This window comes from Pseudomonas sp. SYWMCR5, assembly GCF_057197165.1.
Genome location: NZ_JBXUNH010000012.1, coordinates 77,321 through 98,696, shown reverse-complemented (window position 1 = coordinate 98,696; position 21,376 = coordinate 77,321). Strand labels below are relative to the sequence as shown.

The 21,376-nt window shown below is 61.1% G+C and carries 22 protein-coding genes and 2 pseudogenes; 13 read left to right on the top strand and 11 right to left on the bottom strand.

What is annotated here, in order from left to right:
* The coding region (locus tag AC2CGW_RS24130; RefSeq protein WP_484574720.1) for an IS3 family transposase at window positions 1-742 on the top strand (742 nt) is incomplete at its 5' end.
* A gap of 112 nt (window positions 743-854) precedes the next feature.
* Here AC2CGW_RS24130 and AC2CGW_RS24125 read toward each other — a convergent pair.
* The 3 genes and pseudogenes from AC2CGW_RS24125 to AC2CGW_RS24115 form a co-directional block, all read right to left on the bottom strand.
* A pseudogene (locus tag AC2CGW_RS24125) lies at window positions 855-1,151 on the bottom strand (tyrosine-type recombinase/integrase); the annotation flags it as partial.
* Window positions 1,036-1,491 carry a hypothetical protein gene (locus AC2CGW_RS24120; protein WP_484574719.1) on the bottom strand — a complete coding sequence of 152 codons (456 nt, stop codon included), beginning with the start codon at window positions 1,489-1,491 and terminating at the stop codon, window positions 1,036-1,038. The gene AC2CGW_RS24120 and the pseudogene AC2CGW_RS24125, both read right to left, overlap by 116 nt.
* 240 nt (window positions 1,492-1,731) lie before the next feature.
* Window positions 1,732-1,911, bottom strand: a complete 180-nt coding sequence (locus AC2CGW_RS24115) for a hypothetical protein (protein ID WP_484574718.1) — start codon at window positions 1,909-1,911, stop codon at window positions 1,732-1,734.
* Between the two features lie 491 nt (window positions 1,912-2,402).
* On the opposite strand from AC2CGW_RS24115, the pseudogene AC2CGW_RS24110 reads away from it, so the two are divergent.
* The 5 genes and pseudogenes from AC2CGW_RS24110 to hcnC form a co-directional block, all read left to right on the top strand.
* Window positions 2,403-3,125: pseudogene (locus AC2CGW_RS24110) on the top strand (HNH endonuclease); the annotation flags it as partial.
* Between the two features lie 78 nt (window positions 3,126-3,203).
* Window positions 3,204-3,446, top strand: a complete 243-nt coding sequence (locus AC2CGW_RS24105; RefSeq protein ID WP_484574717.1) for a DUF417 family protein — start codon at window positions 3,204-3,206, stop codon at window positions 3,444-3,446.
* Between the two features lie 91 nt (window positions 3,447-3,537).
* Complete coding sequence (gene hcnA, locus AC2CGW_RS24100) at window positions 3,538-3,852, top strand: cyanide-forming glycine dehydrogenase subunit HcnA (RefSeq protein WP_484574716.1); 315 nt, start codon at window positions 3,538-3,540, stop codon at window positions 3,850-3,852.
* Window positions 3,849-5,243, top strand: coding sequence for a cyanide-forming glycine dehydrogenase subunit HcnB (gene hcnB, locus AC2CGW_RS24095; protein WP_484574715.1), 1,395 nt, complete (start codon window positions 3,849-3,851; stop codon window positions 5,241-5,243). Before hcnA ends, hcnB begins: the two co-directional genes overlap by 4 nt.
* Before the next feature lie 2 nt (window positions 5,244-5,245).
* Window positions 5,246-6,496 carry a cyanide-forming glycine dehydrogenase subunit HcnC gene (gene hcnC / locus AC2CGW_RS24090; protein WP_186709481.1) on the top strand — a complete coding sequence of 417 codons (1,251 nt, stop codon included), beginning with the start codon at window positions 5,246-5,248 and terminating at the stop codon, window positions 6,494-6,496.
* Between the two features lie 56 nt (window positions 6,497-6,552).
* Here the strand turns inward: hcnC and lpdA are convergent, their stop codons facing one another.
* Complete coding sequence (gene lpdA, locus AC2CGW_RS24085) at window positions 6,553-7,953, bottom strand: dihydrolipoyl dehydrogenase (protein ID WP_186721146.1); 1,401 nt, start codon at window positions 7,951-7,953, stop codon at window positions 6,553-6,555.
* 204 nt (window positions 7,954-8,157) lie between these two features.
* On the opposite strand from lpdA, the gene cfaB reads away from it, so the two are divergent.
* Window positions 8,158-9,342, top strand: coding sequence for a C17 cyclopropane fatty acid synthase CfaB (cfaB, locus tag AC2CGW_RS24080; RefSeq protein ID WP_484574714.1), 1,185 nt, complete (start codon window positions 8,158-8,160; stop codon window positions 9,340-9,342).
* A 40-nt stretch (window positions 9,343-9,382) separates the two neighbouring features.
* On the opposite strand, the gene cls is transcribed toward cfaB, so the two are convergent.
* A complete protein-coding gene (gene cls / locus AC2CGW_RS24075; RefSeq protein WP_484574721.1) occupies window positions 9,383-10,822 on the bottom strand; it encodes a cardiolipin synthase in 1,440 nt (479 codons plus the stop codon).
* A gap of 130 nt (window positions 10,823-10,952) precedes the next feature.
* On the opposite strand from cls, the gene AC2CGW_RS24070 reads away from it, so the two are divergent.
* Window positions 10,953-11,483, top strand: coding sequence for a DUF3617 domain-containing protein (locus AC2CGW_RS24070; protein WP_054892991.1), 531 nt, complete (start codon window positions 10,953-10,955; stop codon window positions 11,481-11,483).
* A gap of 8 nt (window positions 11,484-11,491) precedes the next feature.
* Here the strand turns inward: AC2CGW_RS24070 and folE2 are convergent, their stop codons facing one another.
* Both folE2 and AC2CGW_RS24060 read right to left on the bottom strand, forming a co-directional pair.
* Complete coding sequence (gene folE2 / locus AC2CGW_RS24065) at window positions 11,492-12,379, bottom strand: GTP cyclohydrolase FolE2 (protein ID WP_484574713.1); 888 nt, start codon at window positions 12,377-12,379, stop codon at window positions 11,492-11,494.
* A gap of 25 nt (window positions 12,380-12,404) precedes the next feature.
* A complete protein-coding gene (locus tag AC2CGW_RS24060) occupies window positions 12,405-12,788 on the bottom strand; it encodes a hypothetical protein (RefSeq protein WP_063541878.1) in 384 nt (127 codons plus the stop codon).
* A 113-nt stretch (window positions 12,789-12,901) separates the two neighbouring features.
* Here AC2CGW_RS24060 and zigA point away from each other — a divergent pair, with 113 nt between their 5' ends.
* The 3 genes from zigA to AC2CGW_RS24045 all read left to right on the top strand — a co-directional run bounded on the left by zigA (window position 12,902) and on the right by AC2CGW_RS24045 (window position 15,798).
* Complete coding sequence (gene zigA / locus AC2CGW_RS24055; RefSeq protein ID WP_186721148.1) at window positions 12,902-14,110, top strand: zinc metallochaperone GTPase ZigA; 1,209 nt, start codon at window positions 12,902-12,904, stop codon at window positions 14,108-14,110.
* Entirely contained in the window at window positions 14,107-14,739 is a 633-nt protein-coding gene (locus AC2CGW_RS24050) for a DUF1826 domain-containing protein (RefSeq protein ID WP_186670152.1), read from the top strand. The genes zigA and AC2CGW_RS24050 overlap by 4 nt, the downstream gene beginning before the upstream one ends.
* Window positions 14,740-14,823: 84 nt before the next feature.
* Entirely contained in the window at window positions 14,824-15,798 is a 975-nt protein-coding gene (locus AC2CGW_RS24045; protein ID WP_484574712.1) for a CobW family GTP-binding protein, read from the top strand.
* Here the strand turns inward: AC2CGW_RS24045 and AC2CGW_RS24040 are convergent, their stop codons facing one another.
* Window positions 15,799-16,191 carry a DUF3301 domain-containing protein gene (locus AC2CGW_RS24040; protein ID WP_054892985.1) on the bottom strand — a complete coding sequence of 131 codons (393 nt, stop codon included), beginning with the start codon at window positions 16,189-16,191 and terminating at the stop codon, window positions 15,799-15,801.
* 120 nt (window positions 16,192-16,311) lie between these two features.
* Here AC2CGW_RS24040 and pdxY point away from each other — a divergent pair, with 120 nt between their 5' ends.
* Window positions 16,312-17,199 carry a pyridoxal kinase PdxY gene (gene pdxY / locus AC2CGW_RS24035; RefSeq protein WP_186721154.1) on the top strand — a complete coding sequence of 296 codons (888 nt, stop codon included), beginning with the start codon at window positions 16,312-16,314 and terminating at the stop codon, window positions 17,197-17,199.
* On the opposite strand, the gene AC2CGW_RS24030 is transcribed toward pdxY, so the two are convergent.
* Window positions 17,178-17,657 carry an acyl-CoA thioesterase gene (locus tag AC2CGW_RS24030; protein ID WP_054892983.1) on the bottom strand — a complete coding sequence of 160 codons (480 nt, stop codon included), beginning with the start codon at window positions 17,655-17,657 and terminating at the stop codon, window positions 17,178-17,180. The two genes, pdxY and AC2CGW_RS24030, sit on opposite strands and share 22 nt — an antisense overlap.
* A gap of 325 nt (window positions 17,658-17,982) precedes the next feature.
* Here AC2CGW_RS24030 and AC2CGW_RS24025 point away from each other — a divergent pair, with 325 nt between their 5' ends.
* Complete coding sequence (locus tag AC2CGW_RS24025) at window positions 17,983-19,743, top strand: cation:proton antiporter (RefSeq protein ID WP_186670145.1); 1,761 nt, start codon at window positions 17,983-17,985, stop codon at window positions 19,741-19,743.
* A gap of 134 nt (window positions 19,744-19,877) precedes the next feature.
* Here AC2CGW_RS24025 and AC2CGW_RS24020 read toward each other — a convergent pair whose 3' ends face one another.
* Together AC2CGW_RS24020 and AC2CGW_RS24015 are read right to left on the bottom strand one after the other, a co-directional pair.
* Window positions 19,878-20,285, bottom strand: coding sequence for an SMI1/KNR4 family protein (locus tag AC2CGW_RS24020; protein WP_186670143.1), 408 nt, complete (start codon window positions 20,283-20,285; stop codon window positions 19,878-19,880).
* A gap of 115 nt (window positions 20,286-20,400) precedes the next feature.
* Window positions 20,401-21,252, bottom strand: coding sequence for a Tim44 domain-containing protein (locus tag AC2CGW_RS24015; protein WP_186710115.1), 852 nt, complete (start codon window positions 21,250-21,252; stop codon window positions 20,401-20,403).
* Window positions 21,253-21,376 lie beyond the last annotated feature (124 nt).

Here is a 21,376-nt window from a genome sequence, read left to right as displayed (position 1 = left end):
TCGAAAAGGATCACCGGGCGATCAGGTGGGCCGCCGGTTTGTACCCACATCCAGGATTGGCTGCTGGGCCCACGACCTGCGTGAGCTGGGAGAGGAATGCGGGCGGAATAGAGTCGGTCGTCTGATGCAGGCAGAGGGGTTGCGTTCGCAAACGGGCTATCGCCGTCGTCCTGGGTTTTATGGCGGAAAACCAACTGTGGCCTCGCCCAACCACCTTGCCCGGCAGTTCAAGGTCAGTGAGCCGAATAAGGTCTGGGTGACCGATATCACCTACATCCGTACCTATGAAGGGTGGCTGTACCTGGCGGTAGTGCTTGATCTGTTCTCTCGCCAAGTCATTGGTTGGTCAATGAAGCCCAGAATGAGCAGCGACCTGGCCATCGACGCCATGCTGATGGCCGTGTGGCGACGCAAGCCACAGCAGCAAGTGATGATTCACTCAGACCAAGGCAGTCAGTTCAGTAGCTCAGACTGGCAAAGCTTCCTGAAGGCCAACAATGTGATCAGCAGCATGAGTCGACGGGGAAACTGTCACGACAATGCTGTAGCCGAGAGCTTTTTCCAGCTTTTGAAGCGGGAACGAATCCGACGAAAGATCTACGCAACGCGTGACGAAGCCCGAAGTGATATTTTCGATTACATCGAGATGTTCTATAACCCCAAGCGTCGACACAGCGGTGCTATGCAGCTGTCTCCAGTAGAGTATGAGAAACGCTATTTTCTGAGCTTGGAGAGTGTCTAGAAGACCAGGGGCGATTCAGTTTTTTCTTACTTGGAGTGCTCTATAGCAGATTGTGGAGCTGGCTGCTTCTGGCCGGATAGCGACGGCCTGCCTCGACCGTCGCTATGCATGGTCAGACCTCGGTCTGTTCCGCCATTTCCAAGGCGTCATCGACCTCAATCCCCAGGTATCGGACGGTGCTTTCAAGCTTCGTATGGCCGAGCAGGAGTTGGACTGCCCTCAGGTTCTTCGTCCTGCGGTAGATCAGGGATGCCTTCGTACGCCGCAGCGTGTGGGTGCCGTACATGACAGGATCAAGGCCAATGGCTGTCACCCAGGCTTTGACGATTCGAGCGTATTGCCTGGTGGAGAGATGATCTGAGCCTCGCAACCGGCTCGGAAACAGGCAATCCTCGCTGCGGAGTTGGGCCTAAGGCGTCAGCAGCGTCCTGCCAAATCTTGCCGGCCTTTGTCATATCGACCTTCCCTGCGACATCTAAAGCCTCCTCCTGAACTCGGAGTGCCGTGCGGGAGCGCATACCATCCCACTTCCAGACGATCTCCTGCGACAAGGCTAGGTGGAAAGCCATGTCCATACGCAGCTCATCAATCCACTTCTGGCGCTTATCCGCAACGAAAGTCGCCGTTGCGCGATGGGATACCAAGTGTTGGAGATCAAGCTGCTTCGTAATCTGTCGTCGAGAGAGATGGGCAATCAAGAACTGGGTTGCTACGCCGCCGGCCGCAATAATCGCAGTCCACTCAGGCATTGTTAGTGTCATTGGAATTCATTTTCAGAAGTGGCGAGAGCGCAAGATTGTAATCGTTCAGATGTGCAACCGCTCTACAGCATCATTGAAGTGCCTTCGGGCGGCGTCAGCGCTCTACGTTCAGTTGAATAGATGAATGAATAGCCTCCGAATTTGTCGATATGCGATGACCGCTTCTGGCCGATTCCTGCCGGCAACAACCAGCAGAAATCGACCTCTTTTGCTTTGACTCCAGGCCGATCAGGTGCCGGTCTTGATCTTGGTCCAGCTGCGCGTACGCACGCGTTCAAGCCGCAGGGGCAGGGTTTCCAGCGGATAGAGGGAGCTCATGATCTCTTTGGACGGGTAGAGCGCCGGGTTGTCGCGCAGAGGGGTGTCGATCAGGGCGGTGGCGTCCTTGTTGCCGTTGGGATAGCCCACATAGTTGGAATTCTGCGCGGTGATCTATTGCAGAACGAAGAACCTAAGAGCAGTGCAGTTGCTGCTCGGCCATACGAAGCTGGAGAGCACTGTTAGGTATCTGGGTATCGAGGTCGACGAGGCTCTGGAGATGGCGGAGCAGACAGAGGTTTAACCATGTTCCCTCGTTGGCGCCGGGCTTCGGGCCGGCGCCTCCTGGGGCAGCTAGCGGCCAAATACCGCCGGTGAGGCTTGCAGGTATCTACGGCAGAGGGTGGACTCACTTCCTCGGTCATCACGGCATCTGTCCAGACACTAGTTGCTGAACCGAGCGAAATCTTGGAGATGGCGACTCATGCGCGTGCGGTAGCAGCTCGCAACCAACGGCTGGGTGGCGTCGAAGATATATTTTAGCCTCTTCGCTTCCCCGGCCTTGAATTCCGACTTAGCGCCCCTATCTGATTTCAAAGAGCCATTACGCATCAGTGTTCCTGATGTCTCAAGGAGGCCTCGTGGGAAAACAAGAAAAAGCCAATGTTGCCACCGGTCGCTACAACACCGACGACGTGACGAAGCGTGTCGTGTGGACTCAGGCTGCAGGCCATTGTGAGTTGTGCGGTACCGACCTCATGTACGACTACCGTGCAGGTAAGCCCATGAATTGGGGCGAGGTAGCCCACATCCTGCCAGCTAGTCCAAAGGGGCCACGGGGTCGGTCTGACCATGACGAGGGCAAGGCTGCGTCGCTTACGAACGACCCAGCCAATCTCATGCTCCTCTGCCCTGGCTGCCATGACAAAATCGATCGGGATGCTGATGGATATCCGGAAAGCGATCTGAGCGGCCTGCACCAAGCTTACCTGGAACGAGTCCGGCTGGCGGCAACAACTCCTGACGGTGGAAGAGCGATTCCAGTAATTGTCCAAAGCCAGCATTTCGCGACGAACAACGACATACCCGTTCGTGATCTGTTGGTGGCGATGTCCTCAGAGGGACTGACTGCATTCGATCATCCCATCAAGATCACTTTTCCGGCCCCGAGCCATCGTGGCAGGGATGCCCACTATTGGCAGAGTATTCAGGACAATATTCAGCACGAGTTAGAGCAGCAGCTAAAGCGCCGCGGAGGATCCTATGGTGATGTTCCTGCGCTGGCCGTAGTGGGCGTGGCAGATATCCCCGCGCTGATCATGCTAGGGCAGTCTTTAGGTGATCGATCCAAGCGCCTGCTTTTCCAGCCCCTGAGCTGCTGCTTACATGGCTCATGCCACACCTTGCTCCTGACGACAGCGCTCAGTTGTTAGCTTGGTTCAATGCTGGGCTCGGTCCTGACCTGCCTGACACCCGTGGTGACCTTGTCGTTCCTGGTGACCACGCCCGAGGCCTGGGTGGCGAACCTGGGCGATGCGCGGTTCGGGTTTCCCTACCTGTCGGGGGCCGGGCGCCTGGTGCTCAAGGATGTGCTGATGCTGTCGGGAGTTGTAGTGATGGTCGCCGATTCGGCCCGCCAGGTTTTGTACCAAGTCGCCGCGAGAAATAGGCTCACAAATTCTTAGGATAAATCCTTCATTTCCTACGGATTGTGTCAATGTTTCCCTACAGAGCTTTGTCGTATCGTCGGTTGTTTTTTCAACAAGGACGAAGCTCATGCAAACACTGGAACGCGTGCTCGACATACAGCCGCTCAAGGCGGCTGAAATCACCCTTCAACTCAATGGCCAGGCGGTGCAGGCCGCCGAAGGCGAGACGGTACTCAGCGTACTCAACGCCGTTGGCCTGCGCCGTCTGGCGCAGAACGATCATGGCCAGCCAGCTGGCGCCTTCTGCGGCATGGGCGTGTGCCATTGCTGTCTGGTGGCGATCGACGGACGGCCCAAGCGCCGTGCCTGTCAGACGGTAGTCCGCCATGGAATGCGGGTAGAGACCGAGGTCAACCGCGTTGTCGAGGGGGCGCAGTCATGAGCTTGCGTCCAGTGATCGTCGGCGGTGGCTCGGCCGGCATGGCGGCGGCCATCGAACTGGCCGAGCAGGGTGTCGATTGCCTGCTGTTCGATGAAGCGTCGCGTCCGGGTGGCGTGGTCTATCGCGGGCCGCTGCGCGCCGGTGTCGACCTGGGTTACCTGGGGGCGCGCTACAGCAAGGCGCTACAGACATTGCACGAGGATTTCGCCGCCAATGCCGAGCACATCGACCTGCGCCTCAACCATCGTGTGGTTGGCGGTGATACCGAGCGCCTTATGGTGCTCGATGCCGACGAGCAACTGCACGAGATCGACTATTCCCATCTGCTGCTGTCGGCCGGCTGCCATGAGCGCAATGTGCCGTTCCCCGGCTGGACGCTGCCTGGAGTGATGCTGTTGGGCGGGCTGCAGTTGCAGATCAAGAGCGGTGCGGTCAAGCCACTGGGCAGCACTTTGATCGCAGGGACCGGTCCACTGCTGCCGCTGGTGGCCTGCCAACTGCATGCGGCTGGCGCCAAGGTTGCCGGAGTCTATGAGGCCTGCGCCTTCAACCGTATCGCCAAGGAAAGCCTGGCGCTGCTGAATAAACCGCAGCTGTTTCTCGACGGCCTCAGCATGCTGGCGTACATGAAGCTCAACGGCATTGCGATGCACTATGGCTGGGGCTTGGTCAGCGCCAGTGGTGAAGGTGAACTGCGCGAAGTCAGCCTTGCGCCCTATGGCCAGGATTGGAAAGCCGACATGAGCCGCGTGCGGAGCGAGCCGGTGGACACCTTGGCAGTCGGCTATGGCTTCATCCCGCGCACCCAGCTCAGCCAGCAGTTGGGGCTAACGCATGGGTTCAGCGACGACGGCTACCTGCGCGCGGTATGCAATGTCTGGCAGCAGAGCAGCCAGGCGCATATCCACCTGGCCGGCGACATGGGTGGTATCCGTGGTGGCGAGGCAGCGATGCTGACCGGGCGCATCGCTGCGGTGTCGATCCTGCAGCAGCGTGGAGTGCTCGACGCTAACCAGGCCATCGAGCGGCGCGAGCGATACCTGGGCAAGCTGGCTGCGATCACGCGCTTCAGAGCGGGTGTCGAGCGCTATACCCAACGTGGCGCAGCGCAGATCGAGCTGCCGCAGGCCGACACAGTGATCTGCCGCTGCGAGCACGTCACCCGCAGCGATATCGACCTGGCGCTCGAGCAAGGCGTGCAGGACATGGCCAGCCTGAAGATGCGCACCCGGGTGAGCATGGGCGACTGCCAGGGGCGCATGTGTGTGGGCTACTGCAGCGATCGCCTGCGCGCCAGCACCGGGCGAGCGGATGTCGGCTGGCTGCGGCCGCGTTTCCCGATCGATCCCATCCCATTTTCTGCATTCCAGCACCTGGCCACGGAGGCCTGAGCATGAACAAGACCTATGACATCGTCATCGCCGGTGGCGGGGTGATCGGCGCTTCGTGTGCCTATCAGTTGTCCAAGCGCAAGGGGCTGAAAATCGCCCTGATCGACAGCAAGCGTCCAGGTAATGCGACACGTGCATCGGCGGGCGGCCTGTGGGCCATCGGCGAGTCCGTGGGCCTTGGGTGCGGAGTGATCTTCTTTCGCATGATGTCCTCGCGCAGCAAACGCGAGGCCCATGGCGCAGCAGTGGCAGTGGATTCGAGCACGCCGCATATCCTGCCGCAGTGCTTTTTCGACCTGGCACTGCAATCCAACGCACTTTATCCACAGCTGCACCAGGAGCTGATCGAGCGCCATGGCATGGACTTCAAGTTCGAGCGCACCGGATTGAAGTACATCATCCAGGACGATGAGGACCAACTGTACGCCGAGCACATCGTCGCGCAGATCCCGCATCTGGCGGACCAGGTGCGCTGGCTGGATCGCCAGGCACTGCGCGAGAGGGAGCCGGCGGTGACCCTGCAGGCCAAGGGGGCGCTGGAGTTCCTCTGCGATCACCAGGTCAGCCCGTTCCGTCTGGGCGATGCCTACCTGGAAGCCGCGCGGCAGAACGGCGTCGATCTGTACCTGAACACAAACATCACCGATGTGCTGCATGGGAACTCGCAGATCAAGGGTGTGCGTACTGCCGAGGCGGGGGGGTTCCATTGCCACACCTTGCTCAATGCTGCGGGGGCCTGGGCGGGCGAGCTCAGTGAGTGGGCCACCGGCACTTCGATCCCGGTCAAGCCGGTGAAAGGCCAGATCGTTCTCACCGAACGTCTGCCCAAGCTGCTCGATGGCTGCCTGACCACCAGTGATTGCTACATGGCTCAAAAGGATAATGGCGAGGTCCTGATTGGCAGCACTACGGAAGACAAGGGCTTCGATGTCAGCACTACCTTCCCCGAAATTGCCGGGTTGGTGCAGGGGGCAGTGCGTTGTGTGCCGGAACTGGCGCAGGTGAGCCTGAAGCGCACCTGGGCAGGATTGCGGCCCGGGTCGCCTGATGAACTGCCGATTCTCGGTCCTGTGGATGACGTGCCCGGCTACTTCAACGCCTGTGGACACTTCCGCACCGGGATTCTCACCTCGGCCATTACCGGCGTGCTGCTGGACAAGGTTATCCACAGCGAGCCACTGCCGCTGGACCTTACGCCTTTCCTGGCGAGGCGTTTCGGGCGGGCTGTGGATAAGAACTGGGCGGTGGGGTAGGGGCTCGGGCGGGCGCTCCTGCAGGCTTCGTAGTCGCTGCAGGAGCGGCCTTGTGCTCAGATCTGCATCGCCATCCCTTCCACGTTCATCGCTGCCTGGCGCAAGGCTTCGGAGCGGGTCGGATGCGGGTGGCAAGTCAGGGCGATATCCTCGGCCGAAGCGCTGAACTCCATGGCCACGCAGAACTCGCCAATCATCTCGCTGACGCTCGGCCCGACCAGATGCACACCCAGCACCTCGTCGGTCTCGGCATCGGCCAGCACCTTGGCGAAGCCTTCGGTCTCATGGTTGATCTTGGCGCGGCTGTTGGCGGTGAAGGGGAACTTGCCGACCTTGTAGGCACGGCCCTCGGCCTTGAGCTGTTCTTCGGTCTTGCCGACGCTGGCCAGTTCCGGTCGTGTGTAGATAACGCCGGGGATCAGGTTGTAGTTGACCTCATGCGCCTTGCCGGCAATGCGCTCGATGCACGACACCGCTTCGTCTTCGGCCTTGTGCGCGAGCATCGGCCCAGAGGTGACGTCGCCGATCACCCAGATGCCGGGGACCTGGGAGCGGTGGTGGTCATTGGCGAGCATGCCGCGTTTGTCGGTCTGCAGGCCGACGCTTTCCAGGTTCAGGCCTTGGGTGTACGGGCGGCGGCCGATGGCCACCAGTACATAGTCGGCCTCCAGGGTTTGCGCATCGCCGCCAGCTGCAGGCTCAAGCGTCAGGCTGACGCTGCTCGCCGAAGGCGTGGCCTGGGTCACCTTGCTGCCGAGCTTGAAGCTCATGCCCTGCTTGGCCAGGGCTTTTTGCAGGGTCCTGGCGGTTTCCTCGTCGGTGCCGGGGCAGATGCGGTCGAGGTATTCGATCACGGTCACTTCGGCCCCCAGGCGACGCCAGACCGAACCCAGTTCAAGGCCGATCACGCCCGCGCCGATGACCACCAGGTGCTTGGGAACCTGGGGCAGCGACAAGGCGCCGGTGGAGTCGATGATGCGTTGGTTGTCGATTTTCACCCCCGGCAGAGGGGTTGGCTCGGAGCCGGTGGCGATCACGACATCTTTGGCCTGAAGCGTGGTTTCGCTGCCATCCTCGGCCTTGACGATGACCTTGCCGGCGCCGTCGAGGCGGCCCCAGCCCTTGACCCAGTCGACCTTGTTCTTACGGAACAGGTACTCGATACCCTTGGTCAGGCCGCTCACGCTTTCATCTTTCTGTTTCATCATCTGCGCCAGGTTCAGGGTCGGCTTGACCTCGATGCCCAGGTGCGCGAACTCGCTGCCGCTGGCGGCTTCGTACAACTCGGAGGCATGCAGCAGCGCCTTGGAGGGCATGCAGCCGACGTTCAGGCAGGTGCCGCCGAGGGTCGAACGTCCTTCGACGCAGGCCACGCTCAGGCCCAGCTGACCGGCACGGATGGCCGCGTTGTAGCCGCCAGGGCCGCCACCGATGATCACCACATCATAGGATTTCATGGGATTCACTCCAGGGAAGAAGATGCGCGAGAGGGCCACAAGGTTAGTCGCTGAATGGAGGATTGTATACAATCTGTTGGTCGCGGTATGGCCGTTAGCATTGGACTATGGTCGCTATAAAAGGAAACTTCCGACGAATGAACTACCCTGATCCGGTGACGCTCGAATCCTTGTACGGCGTCCGTAATTGAAAGGGGGTCTTTCATGCTTGCGCAACTTCCACCTGCGTTGCAGAGCCTGCACTTGCCTTTACGTCTAAAGCTGTGGGACGGCAACCAGTTCGATCTAGGGCCTAGCCCGCAGGTCACCATCCTGGTCAAGGAGCCTCAACTGATCAGTCAGCTGACGCACCCGAGCATGGATGAACTGGGCACAGCCTTTGTCGAGGGCAAGCTTGAACTCGAAGGGAACATTGGCGAAGTCATCCGCGTTTGCGACGAGCTCAGCGAGGCTTTGCTCAAAGACGATGAAGATGTAGTCCCGGTGCGCACCTCGCACGACAAGAAAACTGACGCCGAAGCCATTTCCTACCATTACGACCTGTCCAACGAGTTCTACCAACTGTGGCTCGATCCGGACATGGCTTATTCCTGCGCCTACTTCAAGGAGTCGGACAACACTCTCGCCCAGGCCCAGCAAGACAAGTTCGACCATCTGTGTCGCAAGCTGCGGCTGCAGGCCGGCGATTACTTGCTGGATGTCGGCTGCGGTTGGGGCGGCCTGGCGCGTTTTGCCGCACGCGAATATGGCGCCAAGGTGTTCGGCATCACCCTGAGCAAGGAGCAATTGACGCTGGGGCGCCAGCGGGTCAAGGATGAAGGACTGGCCGACAAGGTCGACCTGCAGATCCTCGACTACCGCGACCTGCCCCAGGATGGCCGTTTCGACAAGGTGGTCAGCGTCGGCATGTTCGAACACGTCGGCCATGCCAACCTCGAACTGTACTGCCAGCGACTGTTCGGCGCCGTACGTGAAGGCGGCTTGGTGATGAACCATGGCATCACCGCCAAGCATGTGGATGGTCGGCCGGTTGGGCGAGGTGCTGGGGATTTCATCGATCGTTATGTATTCCCGCACGGCGAGCTGCCGCACATCTCGATGATTACCGCGCGTATCTGTGAGGCAGGGCTGGAAGTGGTGGACGTGGAAAGCCTGCGTCTGCACTACGCCAAGACCCTCAATCACTGGAGTGAAAACCTCGAGAACCAGCTGCATCGCGCTGCGGCGCTGGTGCCGGAGAAGACGCTGCGGATCTGGCGGCTGTACCTGGCCGGATGCGCCTATGCCTTCACCAAGGGCTGGATCAACCTGCATCAGATTCTTGCAGTGAAGCCGTATGCGGATGGCCACCACGACCTGCCGTGGACGCGAGAAGATCTCTATCGTTGATCAAGACGGGGCCGCCTTTGCGGCCCCGCTTCTTTTCTGGCTACAGAATCGGTGAAATCAGGCGCGCGATGCGCATCCCCAACTGCTGCAGCCGATGAGTGTCGCGGCTGTCTTCGGCGGTTATCTCCCGCGACTGCTCGAAGTCGCACAGCAGCATGGCCTCGACCTGATCTGCAAAGGCGCGGTCGATGGTCAGCAAGGTGATCTCGAAATTCAAACGGAACGAGCGGTTGTCGAGGTTGGCACTGCCGATGGCGCTGACATCGTCGTCCACCAGCACCACCTTCTGGTGCAGGAACCCTGGCTGATAACGGAACATCCGCACACCTGCCCGCACCGCCTCGAAGGCGAACAGACTGGACGCGGCATAGACGATGCGGTGGTCTGGCCTCGACGGGATCAGGATTCGCACATCGACGCCACGCAGCACCGCCAGGCGCAGGGCTGCGAACACTGCCTCGTCGGGAATGAAATAGGGGCTGGTGATCCAGATGCGCCGGGTCGCCGAGTGGATGGCTTCGACGAAGAACAGTTGGCAGGTTTCCTGGGGGTCGGCCGGGCCAGTGGCGAGGGCCTGGCACAACACGCCGTTCTCCGGATAGGCATCCGGCAGGATCAGCGGCGGCAAGGCACGGGTGGCCCAGTACCAGTCTTCGGCGAACGACTCCTGCAGACAGGCCAGCACCGGGCCGCTGACCTGGACATGGGTGTCACGCCAGGGCGACAGCCTCGGATGCCCACCCATGTACTCATCGCCGACATTGTGCCCGCCAACGAAGCCGAGCAGGCCATCGACCACGACGATCTTGCGGTGGTTACGGAAGTTGACCTGGAAGCGGTTGAACCAGCCACGGCGCGAGGAAAAGGCCTGGATCTGTACGCCACCCTCGCGCAGCACCTGGCTGTAACGCGCCGGCAAGGCATGGCTGCCGACCTGATCGAACAATACGTAAACCCTTACCCCTTCAGCGGCCTTGCGCAGGAGCAGTTGTTGCAGTTCCTGGCCGATGGCATCGTCGTGGATGATGAAGAACTGCACCAGCACAGTGTCCCGCGCCTCGCTGATGGCAGCGAAGATCGCGTCGAAGGTCGCAGTGCCATCGATCAGCAATTTCACCTGGTTGTTGGCCAGGCAGGGCATGCGGCCAAGCTTGGGCATGGCACGCAGTGCCGCGTAGCTTTCCGACTCCCGCGCGGTCAGGGCTTCCTCCACCCAGGGGCGCCAGTTGAGGTCGGCCATCGCCAAGTGCATCTCCTGGTTGGCCTGGCGCCGCGCCTGGATATAGGCGTAGAAGGAGCGGGCGCCAAAGACCAGATAGGGCACCAGGGTCAGGTAGGGAATGAAGAACAGTGACATTGCCCAGGCGATTGCGCCCTGAGCGGTACGCACAGTGAACACCGCATGCAGCGCAGCGACGATGCCCAGGAAGTGAATCAGTCCGAGCAGGTAACCGAAGAAGTAGGGGCTGTGGTAATCCATACGCATCCTGCATTCCAAGAGCACTGCCGCCTAACAGAGCATGTTCCCGGGGCCGCTTGCAACCCGCGGGCGAAAAAGACGTCTAAGGCTCTGTCCGGCCTGGAGCCGGTATTTCGAGGAGCACTGATCCATGAAGATTCGTCTGCCACTGATTGCCCTGGCATTGGGCCTGGGCAGCCCGCTGCTGGCGCAAGCGCAGATGCTGCAACCCGGTCTGTGGGAGTTGACCACCAGCAACATGCAGGTCGACGGCAAGCCACTGCCCGACATGGCGTTCATGCTCGGCCAACTGAAGAACCTGCCGCCGGAGCAGCGCGCCATGATGGAGGGCGCCCTGGCCAAGCAAGGCATCACCGTGGGTGGCAATGGCGTGCGCTCGTGCCTGACACCAGAGCAGGTCGCTACCAACGATATTCCGCTGCAGGATCCGCAGTCAGGTTGCACGCAGAAGATCACCGACCGCCAAGGCAATGTCTGGAAGTTCCAGTTCAGTTGCCCCAAGGCCCAAGGCACCGGTCAGGCAACCTTCCTCAGTGATCGCGAATTCACCACCCAGGTCAGCGGCACCTTCAATGCCTCGGGTGTTCAGCAGCAGGGCAGCATGAACACCCGGGCGGTGTGGCTGGGTAATGACTGCGGAAACGTACGTCCGCGCAGCTAGCTAGCGCCTCACCATTGCCATTGGCTGGCAGCCACTGCGTCGTGGGCATGCAGGCTTTCTGCATGTTCCACGCGGAGGTCGAAGCCGGTGGCCCATTCCAGTTCGCGCAACGCTCGGTGCAGGCGACGTGCAGCATCTTCGCAGAACATCAGGTTCTGACCATTGGCCAAGGCGAACGCCTGTTCGTCGGCTCTTTTCACGGCCGTCTGCACTGCTGTGCCCAATGCGCTTTCCACGGTATCGATCAGCGCGTCGAGCGGTAGCGTCTGCAGGTTGTGCTGCAGGCGCACCTTGACGATGGCCTGACTGCGCTGACTGTGGGGCGTCGCGACGATACCTGCGCTGCTGCCAAGCCATTGCAGAATGGCCTGTGGGTCGAGTGTCTGGTTGGTGAAATCCTTGAGGAATTGCTGTTGAATCAGCTGGCGGGCCAGCGCAGCGGAGCATGGGCAGGTCGACGAATAGGGGATTTCCACTTGTTGTTCCACGTGGAACATCTCATTCTCGATGCGTGCGTCAAGGATGATCGGGTAGCGTTTCCAGCCTTCCAGTGGGCTCACGAGCGCAGGACGTTTCAGCAGATAGTCGAACTTCAATCGCAGGTAGGCGCTGGACGAAAGCCCTTCGTGGCTGTCGAGAAAGCGAGCCAGGAGCTGGCGCAGTGCCAAGGGGGTCAGCTCGGTGTGCTCCAGTGCTTCCAGGGCGAGGTACAGGCGCGACATATGGATACCGCGCGATTCGCCATCATCCAGGCTCACGCCGGCGTCAGCCCAGGCGCTGAGGCGATGCCCATTCAATTGCACAGGCAGGGCGATACCGCGCATCCCGACCCAGTCCAGGGGTTGGAGCTTGTGGCTGGTTTGCGCGGCGATGTCGGGAAGCGTCAGGCTGGTCATCGATAGAGTCCATGAAAAAGGGGCTTCAGCGGCAACCTCCGATCAAGCTGCAGTGCAGGTTGAAACGTTGGCCGCTTGAGCTGGATACGCGGTTCAGGGTGGTCCAGCCGACGCGCCGGCTGTAGCCCACCCAGGCTTCGCCGTCGCTGGCCAGGCCGGTGAAAAAGGTCATCTGTCCATAGCGGCTGTTGGTCTGCGCCCAGAGTCGTCGACTGTTGCTGTCATACCCGCGCAGATGAAAGTCTCGGCCTTCGGTTCGCACACTGTAGTAACTGCCTTTGCCGTCTTCGCAGGCCAACAGCGTGGCGCTGCGGGTGCACAGCGCCAGGCCGGGCTGTGGGATCGCAGCGTAGAGCGGGATGGGCACGGCAAGTGCCAGCAGCAATAGGGCGAGGTTCGAGTGCTTCATGTCCATCCTCTCGGGCAGCCGTTCGACAGACGCGGCTTGGCGAAATTGTATTGTTATATTATAACGTTGTGCAATGCATCGTTTCGAATGCGCTTTGCCCGATGAGGTTCACCATGACCAACCGCCTTCCCGTCACCGTGCTGTCCGGCTTCCTCGGGGCCGGCAAGAGCACGCTGCTCAACCATGTCCTGCGCAACCGTGAAAACCTGCGGGTTGCGGTGATCGTCAACGACATGAGTGAAATCAACATCGATGCCAGCGAGGTACAGCGTAATGTGAGCCTCAATCGCGCCGAAGAAAAGCTCGTCGAGATGAGCAATGGCTGTATCTGCTGCACCCTGCGCGAAGACCTGCTCGAGGAAGTGGCACGGCTCGCCGACGAAGGCCGCTTCGATTACCTGTTGATCGAATCCACCGGCATTTCCGAACCGTTGCCGGTGGCCGAGACCTTCACCTTCCGTGACGAACAGGGCCGTAGCCTCTCCGATATGGCGCGCCTGGATACCATGGTCACTGTGGTGGACGGCCTCAACTTCCTGCGGGATTACCAGGCGGCAGATAGCCTGGCCAGTCGTGGCGAAACACTGGGGGAGCAGGACGAACGCTCGATCAGCGACTTGCTGATCGAGCAGATCGAGTTCGCTGACGTGTTGCTGCTGAGCAAGATCGACCTGATCAGCCAGCACGAACGCGAGGAACTGAGCGCAATCCTGCGCAGCCTCAACGCTCGCGCCCAGATTGTGCCGATGGTGATGGGCCAGGTGCCGCTGGAGCGTATTCTGAATACCGGGCTGTTCGACTTCGAGCAAGCGTCCCAGGCGCCGGGCTGGTTGCAGGAACTGCGCGGCGAGCATGTGCCGGAAACCGAAGAGTACGGAATCGCCTCGACCACCTGGCAGGCGCGCAGGCCGTTTCATCCACAGCGCTTTTTCGACTTTATCCACAACAGCTGGAGCAATGGCCGGCTGCTGCGTTCGAAAGGCTTTTTCTGGTTGGCCAGCAAGTACCAGGAAGCCGGCAGCTGGTCGCAGGCAGGCGGCATGATGCGCCATGGTTTGGCGGGTCGCTGGTGGCGTTTTGTGCCGCGTGAGCAGTGGCCGCAAGATGAAGAGAACCTCGAAGCGATCCTCAAGCAGTGGACGGTCGAGACTGGCGACTGCCGCCAGGAGCTGGTGTTCATCGGTCAGAACATCGACTTCGCACGGTTATCCACAGAGCTTGAAGCGTGCTTGCTGACGGATGAGGAGATGGAACTAGGGCCGATGGCCTGGTTGCGCCTGGCGGACCCGTTCGGCCCCTGGTATGAAGAGGCGGCAGCATGAGGGTGGCATCGCGGCTTGTGGATATCCGCCAGGCGTTCGGTGAGTCGCCGCAGGTGATGACCGAAATCCTTCAGGATGGCGTCAACCTGGCCGTGTGGCAGCGACGCTTGCCGGCACAGGTCGAGGACTTCGCGGCCCTGGTGGTCAACCTTGGCCAGTCGATGTCGGATGAGCGTGTGATGGAGGTGGATGAGCGGGAGGCACCGGTGTTGCATCGCTTGCTGCCCGAGGCGGCGGACCTGCACGGTTACGAAGGCTTCGTGGCTGACGTGTCGTGGCTGGTGGCGGCCTATACCTGCCTGCTGGGCGCTCGCCGCGTGGGCTTGCGGCTGAAGGTGCTCGACGGGGCGATGTGTCCGCGCTTTCATGTGGATCATGTCCCGCTGCGGCTGCTGACCACCTATGTGGGCGCCGGCAGTGAGTGGCTGGAAGAACGCGACATTGACCGCAATCGCTTGCAACTGGCGGAAGCACCTGTGGATAACATTCGGCGCTTGCAGGTGGGCGATGTGGCCTTGCTCAAGGGGGAGAAGTGGCTGGGTAATGAGGGCGCGGGCCTGGTGCACCGCTCGCCGCCGACGCCGCGCGGTGAGAAACGTTTGTTGTTGAGCCTTGATTGGTTGGGGTGAGGGTTTTGCCCGCGAAGAGACCAGCAAAGGCAAGATACCTGCATCCAAGATAGACTGGCTTCACGTCCACCTAGACTTCGAACCATGTTGCAGCACATTCCCACCTACGTCATCGCCGGCCCACTGGGCGCAGGCAAGACCAGCCTGATTCGCCACCTGCTCGGCCAGCGCCCGGAAAACCAGCGCTGGGCGGTGCTGGTCAATGAGTTCGGCCAGATCGGCCTCGACGCTGCCCTGCTCAGCACAGACGAGGACGGCGTCGCCATCGGTGAAGTCGCGGGCGGTTGCCTGTGTTGTATCAACGGGGCGCCGTTTCAGGTCGGCCTGGGGCGTCTGCTGCGCAAGGCCAGGCCCGACCGGCTGTTCATCGAGCCCTCCGGCCTCGGTCATCCCGTGCAATTGCTGGAGCAGTTGAAGCAAGCACCCTGGATCGGTGTGCTGGATGTACAGCCACTGCTGATGGTGCTGGATGCTGTGGCGTTGGCGCGGGGAGAACCGCTGCCCGACGCGCAACAGCAGGCAGTGGCGCAGGCGGGGTTGTTGATTTTCAACAAGTCAGGGGCTGTGGATGACGCTCAGCGGCTGTTGATAACTGCGCAATTTGGCGGAAGCAGGGCGGTCTGGACGGATCATGCTGTTCTCGCCCTGGACAAGCTGCCCATTCTGCCCACAGAGGTTTTCCCCCCGGCGAGTCTTTCCAGCCTGCCTGTGGACAAGACTCCAGTCAGCTTGGCTACCCTGTGGACAGATCCGCGCGAGCCCATCTGCCAGGCGCAGCAAGGTGAGGGCGGGTGGAGTGTTGGCTGGCGCTGGCACCCGAGCCAGCGCTTCCATGAGGCTGCATTGCGTGGCGTGCTCGCGCAATGGGCGTGGCGGCGGGCCAAAGGGGTTATCCACAGCGCTCGGGGTTGGCAATCTTTCAACGGCCTGGAGGGCGGTGTGCCTGAGTGGCGTTCGAGCGAATGGCGCAGGGACTCGCGCATCGAGCTGATCTTCGATCAGCCTCAGCCGTTGCAGCCCCTTCAGGCCGCCATCGAGCACTGCCGCGTAAACGGCTGATCAGTTGCGCCAGCGGTTGTGCTCCTGGCGCCATTGCTGCATTTCGATGACGTTGTCGGTGCGCGGCGGGGTCTTTATCTCGAACGGGTAGGGCGCCAGTTCGATCTGTACGGTATGGGCACCGAACTGGGTCACGGTGCCGGGGTGACGCTGTTCACCGGTGACGGTGAACTCGAAGGCATAGACCCGTGCCAGGCGCTTGCGGCCATTGGCATCGCGCACGAAGGCGATACGCTTGAGGGCCACGGCGTCGTCGAGCAGCTCCAGGTCGAGTTTCGCGCAATGCTGCTTGACCCGTTCCAGCGCCTTCTCACGCAAGCCATGGTTGTGCCACAGCCAGGCGCCAGCCGTCGCCAACAGCATCAGGACGAACAGGTTCTCCAGGGTCAACATTTGCATATGCTCCAGACAGGTGGCTTCAGCTTAACTGCGTCCCTGGCCTGTCGTACAGGTGGCTTTCGGGTTCATACTGCTCGACTTTCAGTTATCCACACAGCTTCGGAAATCTCCTGCATGAAACGTACACCGCACTTGCTCGCGATCCAGTCCCATGTGGTCTTTGGCCATGCCGGAAACAGCGCCGCGGTGTTTCCCATGCAGCGCATCGGCGTCAATGTCTGGCCGCTCAACACCGTGCAGTTCTCCAATCACACTCAGTATGGCCAGTGGGCTGGCGAAGTGCTTGCTCCGGCGCAAATTCCTGCGTTGGTGGAAGGCATTTCCAATATCGGCGAGCTGGGCCACTGCGATGCAGTGCTGTCGGGCTACCTGGGCAGTGCCGAACAGGGGCGGTCGATCCTGGCCGGCGTCGAGCGGATCAAGGCGGTCAACCCGCGAGCGTTGTACCTGTGCGACCCCGTGATGGGCCATGCCGAGAAGGGCTGCATCGTGCCCCAGGAGGTCAGCGACTTCCTGCTCAAGGAGGCGGCGTCGGTGGCCGACATCCTCTGCCCCAACCAGCTTGAGCTCGACAGTTTCTGTGGTCGGCATGCGCAGTCGCTGGAGGATTGCGTGGTCATGGCGCGCAGCCTGCTGGAGCACGGGCCGCAGGTGGTGCTGGTCAAGCACCTGGCGTACCCGGGGCGCGGCGAGGATGCTTTCGAGATGCTGTTGGTGACCCGCGAACAGAACTGGCACCTGCGCCGTCCGCTGCTGGCGTTTCCGCGCCAGCCAGTGGGGGTCGGTGACCTGACCTCGGGGCTGTTCCTGGCGCGGGTACTGCTGGGGGATTCGTGGCTGCGGGCCTTCGAGTTCACCGCGGCGGCGGTGCACGAAGTGCTGCTGGAAACCCAGGCCTGCGCCAGCTACGAGTTGCAGCTGGTGCGGGCGCAGGACCGTATCGCCCATCCGCGGGTGCGCTTCGAGGCACAGAGCCTAGATCACTCGGTCTTCAGGTCCTGATAGCGCTTCTCCAGCTCCTGGCGGATCTGGCGGCGCTGCTGGCCTTGCAGGAAACGGCGCTTCTCTTCGCTGTTCTGTGGCTGACGTGGCGGCACCGCAACCGGACGGCGATTGTCGTCGACCGCGACCATGGTGAAGAAGCAGCTGTTGGAGTGGCGAACGGAGCGCTCGCGAATGTTCTCGGTCACCACCTTGATGCCCACTTCCATGGAGGTGTTGCCGGTGTAGTTGACCGAGGCGAGGAAGGTCACCAGTTCGCCGACATGCACCGGCTCGCGGAAGATCACCTGATCCACCGACAGGGTCACGACGTAGGTGCCGGCATAGCGGCTGGCGCAGGCATAAGCCACTTCGTCGAGGTACTTGAGCAGGGTGCCGCCATGTACGTTGCCCGAGAAGTTGGCCATGTCCGGTGTCATCAGGACAGTCATGCTCAGCTGGGCGTTTCCAGGTTCCATAGTGTGCTCACGGTGAGGTTGCGCTGAAACGGGGCGGGTATCTGCAGACACTTCTGTTCCCCTCTGTTGAGGTTTCCCATCCTGGAAACGGACGTCGCTCGACGGTCCGTCGTCACGCCGATCATGCCATTACCCCGCGCACTTTTGCCGATCTGTTTCTACATATTGCACCGGCGTTTGACGAGCGGACGCGATGTTACCCTGAGTACGCCCATGCAACATGGGTGTTCCACCCTTCAACACAATCTGTACTAGCTGCTCGATCGGGGATGCCTGGCAGAGGAGCGGTCTGCCCCCCGTGCGTAGAGAAAAGGAGTGCCACGCCATGCATGCCATCAGTTTCATCCAGGATCTGGCCGTGATCATGCTGGTCGCAGGGGTGGTAACCATTCTTTTCCACAGGCTGCGCCAACCGGTGGTGCTGGGCTACATCGTCGCCGGATTCATCATTGGCCCGCACACGCCGCCGTTCGGCCTCATCCACGACGAAGACACCATCAAGACCCTGGCCGAGCTCGGGGTGATCTTCCTGATGTTCTGCCTGGGCCTGGAGTTCAGCCTGCGCAAGCTGTTCAAGGTGGGGGCGACTGCCTTCATCGCCGCCTTCCTCGAAATCGTGCTGATGATCTGGATCGGCTTCGAGATCGGCCGCTGGTTCGGCTGGAACACCATGGACTCGCTGTTCCTCGGCGCCATCCTGGCGATTTCCTCGACGACGATCATCGTCAAGGCGCTCAACGACCTGAAGATGAAGAACGAGCGGTTCGCGCAACTGATCTTCGGCGTGCTGATCGTCGAGGACATCCTTGGCATCGGCATCATTGCGCTGCTTTCAGGCATCGCGGTCAGCGGTTCGGTCAGTTCCGGCGAGGTGTTCTCCACCGTCGGCAAGCTGTCGCTGTTCATGATCGTGGCGTTGGTCATCGGCATCCTGCTGGTGCCGCGGCTGCTGGCCTACGTGGCGAAGTTCGAGAGCAACGAGATGTTGCTGATTACGGTGCTGGGGCTGTGCTTCGGCTTCTGCCTGCTGGTGGTGAAGCTCGAGTACAGCATGGTGCTGGGCGCCTTCCTGATCGGTGCGATCATGGCTGAATCGCGCCAGTTGCTGAAGATCGAGCGCCTGATCGAACCGGTACGCGACCTGTTCAGTGCCATCTTCTTCGTCGCCATTGGCCTGATGATCGATCCGCAGGTGTTGATCGACTACGCCTGGCCGATCGTGGTGATCACCCTGGCTGTAGTGTTGGGCAAGATGCTCTCCTGCGGCATGGGCGCCTTCATTGCCGGTAACGATGGGCGCACCTCACTGCGTGTGGGGATGGGGCTTTCACAGATTGGCGAATTCTCCTTCATCATCGCTGCGTTGGGCATGACCTTGCAGGTCACCAGCGACTTCCTCTACCCGGTCGCAGTGGCGGTCTCGGCCATCACCACCTTGCTCACGCCTTACCTGATCCGCGCCGCGGACCCCCTGTCGATTCGCCTGGGCAAGGTGGTGCCGCAACGCCTGTCGCGGGTGCTGTCGTTGTATGGCGAGTGGTTGCGCAACATTCAGCCTCAAGGCGAGGGTGCGATGCTGGCGGCGATGATCCGGCGCATCCTGCTGCAAGTGGGGGTGAACCTGGCACTGGTGATTGCGATCTTCTTCAGCGGTGGTTACTTCGCGGTACGCATCGGCACGTGGCTGAGCGAATGGATCGGTGATGTGGGGCAGCAGAAGGCAGTGATCTGGGGCGCGGCATTGCTGTTGTCTCTGCCGTTCCTGATCGCCGCTTATCGCAAGCTCAAGGCGCTGTCGATGCTGTTGGCGGAGATGGGCGTCAAGCCGGAGATGGCCGGGCGTCACACCCAGCGCGTGCGCCGCGTGATTGCCGAAGTGATTCCGCTGTTGTCGCTGCTGGTGATCTTCCTGCTGCTATCGGCACTGTCGGCGAGCATCCTGCCGACCAACGAGCTGTTGCTGGTCATCGCCGTGGTCGCGGCCGTGGTGGTTGCGCTGTTGTGGCGTTGGTTCGTGCGCGTGCATACGCGCATGCAGATCGCCCTGCTGGAAACGTTGGAGAACAGCCGCGATCACTCGCATTGAGGAGTAATCGCTCCCTGCACAAGACTTCATGGTAGTCCGAGGGGATCAGGCGGTAACGATGTCGCCAGGCGCAGAAAGCCTGGCGATTCTACGAGTAGTTAATGGCGATATGCCATTATTTTTCGTGTTCGGGTTCAGCTTTCCAGCCAGACGTCCCGCGCCCAGTGCCACACCGACTCCCAGCTTTCCTCGGCAACGATCTCGTCATCGCCATCCCACAGCACCACCGTCCCGTCTTCCTCGACGCAGTAGTAATTGTCGCCGTCCTGGCAAAGGGGGATCAGGTCGCGTGGTACGCCGGCATCCCAGGCATTGGCGGCAACATCAGGCAGGTAGGTGTGCGACTGCGGGTCGGTGACAGTGACCGGTTCGAGGGATCCATAGACCACGTCGCTGACGGTCAGCAGGAATTCTTTGAAAACGAACGGAATGTTGATGAACAGCTGTTCTTCGATTTCGACCAGTTGGTCTTCGTCGGGAAGCTCCAGGGGCACCGGTACTGGCTCATTGGCTTCACGGAGTTGTTCGATCACTTCTTCCACAGTTCACTTCCTCTTACCTTGATGACAACGCTTCGCGTTATACCCTAGTAGCCCAGTATGGCAAAAGCAAAAACCCCGGGACAGGCCCGGGGTTTTTCTGTGAAGCGCGTCAGAATCAGCCGTTCTGGCGGATACCGGCGAGCATCCAGGGCTGGTTCTCGCCCTGTGCACGCTCCATGTGCCAGCTTTCGCTGAACGCCTCGCCCTGATCGAAGCGCGAGTTCTTCGATACGCCACGGAAGGTCAGGGTGGCGATGGTCTTGTCGGCACGGTCGTCGACGCCTTCCAGTTGCACATCGAGGTCGTCGATGTAGGTGGACTGGAAGCCATCACCTTGCTCGGCACGCTCACGCTTGAGGAACTCGAGCATTTGCGGGGTGACGAACTCGGCGATCTTGTCCATCTCGTTCGCATCCCAGTGCTGTTGCAGCGTCTGGAAGTGGTTGCGGGCAGCGGCCAGGAAGCTCTGCTCGTTGAACCAGGCCGGGGCGTTGATGACCGGCGCAGCGGCGACAGGTGCGGCCGAACCACCGAAGATCGATTGCGCAGGCTGTTGCGGCACTTCACGCTGGTAAGGGGCGTGACCGGCGGCTGCGGCAGCTTGCGGCTGCTGCTGGCGACGGCGCGCAGCGATGAAGCGGAAGACCAGGAAGGCGATCAGGCCCATGATCAGGAAGTCGAGGATCTGCATGCCCTGGAAGCCATCGCCCATGAACATGGAGGCGAGCAGGCCACCGGCGGCGAGGCCGGCCAGTGGGCCCAGCCAGCGCGAAGCACCGCTGGCAGCGGCCGGAGCGCGGCCTGGAGCGGTCGGCGCGGCGGCAGGCGTGGTAGGGGAGGCCTGGCGGGTCTGGTGCATAGGCGCAGCGCCCGAGCTCTTGCCGCCGCCGAAGCGCTTGGCGTTGGCGTCGAGGCTCAGCGTCAGGCCGACGCAGAGCGCCAGTGCGATGCTAAGAAAACGTTGCATAAGATGGGATTTCCCGTTTTGTGGATTGCACGCGCGTCATGGTGCACATGATCTAGGAGACATGGCTAGCGCAAGAATGTTTCGAGCTTTTGCCTGAGCGTGTAGGCAGCGTCTGAATCTGGTG

What these genes read in the sequence shown, in the direction of transcription:
- AC2CGW_RS24120 (WP_484574719.1), bottom strand. Translation starts at nt 1,491, where the DNA reads ATGCCTGAGTGGACTGCGATTATTGCGGCCGGCGGCGTAGCAACCCAG.
- AC2CGW_RS24105 (WP_484574717.1), top strand. Translation starts at nt 3,204, where the DNA reads ATGCTGGGCTCGGTCCTGACCTGCCTGACACCCGTGGTGACCTTGTCG.
- hcnA (WP_484574716.1), top strand. Translation starts at nt 3,538, where the DNA reads ATGCAAACACTGGAACGCGTGCTCGACATACAGCCGCTCAAGGCGGCT.
- hcnB (WP_484574715.1), top strand. Translation starts at nt 3,849, where the DNA reads ATGAGCTTGCGTCCAGTGATCGTCGGCGGTGGCTCGGCCGGCATGGCG.
- hcnC (WP_186709481.1), top strand. Translation starts at nt 5,246, where the DNA reads ATGAACAAGACCTATGACATCGTCATCGCCGGTGGCGGGGTGATCGGC.
- lpdA (WP_186721146.1), bottom strand. Translation starts at nt 7,953, where the DNA reads ATGAAATCCTATGATGTGGTGATCATCGGTGGCGGCCCTGGCGGCTAC.
- cfaB (WP_484574714.1), top strand. Translation starts at nt 8,158, where the DNA reads ATGCTTGCGCAACTTCCACCTGCGTTGCAGAGCCTGCACTTGCCTTTA.
- cls (WP_484574721.1), bottom strand. Translation starts at nt 10,822, where the DNA reads ATGGATTACCACAGCCCCTACTTCTTCGGTTACCTGCTCGGACTGATT.
- AC2CGW_RS24070 (WP_054892991.1), top strand. Translation starts at nt 10,953, where the DNA reads ATGAAGATTCGTCTGCCACTGATTGCCCTGGCATTGGGCCTGGGCAGC.
- folE2 (WP_484574713.1), bottom strand. Translation starts at nt 12,379, where the DNA reads ATGACCAGCCTGACGCTTCCCGACATCGCCGCGCAAACCAGCCACAAG.
- AC2CGW_RS24060 (WP_063541878.1), bottom strand. Translation starts at nt 12,788, where the DNA reads ATGAAGCACTCGAACCTCGCCCTATTGCTGCTGGCACTTGCCGTGCCC.
- zigA (WP_186721148.1), top strand. Translation starts at nt 12,902, where the DNA reads ATGACCAACCGCCTTCCCGTCACCGTGCTGTCCGGCTTCCTCGGGGCC.
- AC2CGW_RS24050 (WP_186670152.1), top strand. Translation starts at nt 14,107, where the DNA reads ATGAGGGTGGCATCGCGGCTTGTGGATATCCGCCAGGCGTTCGGTGAG.
- AC2CGW_RS24045 (WP_484574712.1), top strand. Translation starts at nt 14,824, where the DNA reads ATGTTGCAGCACATTCCCACCTACGTCATCGCCGGCCCACTGGGCGCA.
- AC2CGW_RS24040 (WP_054892985.1), bottom strand. Translation starts at nt 16,191, where the DNA reads ATGTTGACCCTGGAGAACCTGTTCGTCCTGATGCTGTTGGCGACGGCT.
- pdxY (WP_186721154.1), top strand. Translation starts at nt 16,312, where the DNA reads ATGAAACGTACACCGCACTTGCTCGCGATCCAGTCCCATGTGGTCTTT.
- AC2CGW_RS24030 (WP_054892983.1), bottom strand. Translation starts at nt 17,657, where the DNA reads ATGGAACCTGGAAACGCCCAGCTGAGCATGACTGTCCTGATGACACCG.
- AC2CGW_RS24025 (WP_186670145.1), top strand. Translation starts at nt 17,983, where the DNA reads ATGCATGCCATCAGTTTCATCCAGGATCTGGCCGTGATCATGCTGGTC.
- AC2CGW_RS24015 (WP_186710115.1), bottom strand. Translation starts at nt 21,252, where the DNA reads ATGCAACGTTTTCTTAGCATCGCACTGGCGCTCTGCGTCGGCCTGACG.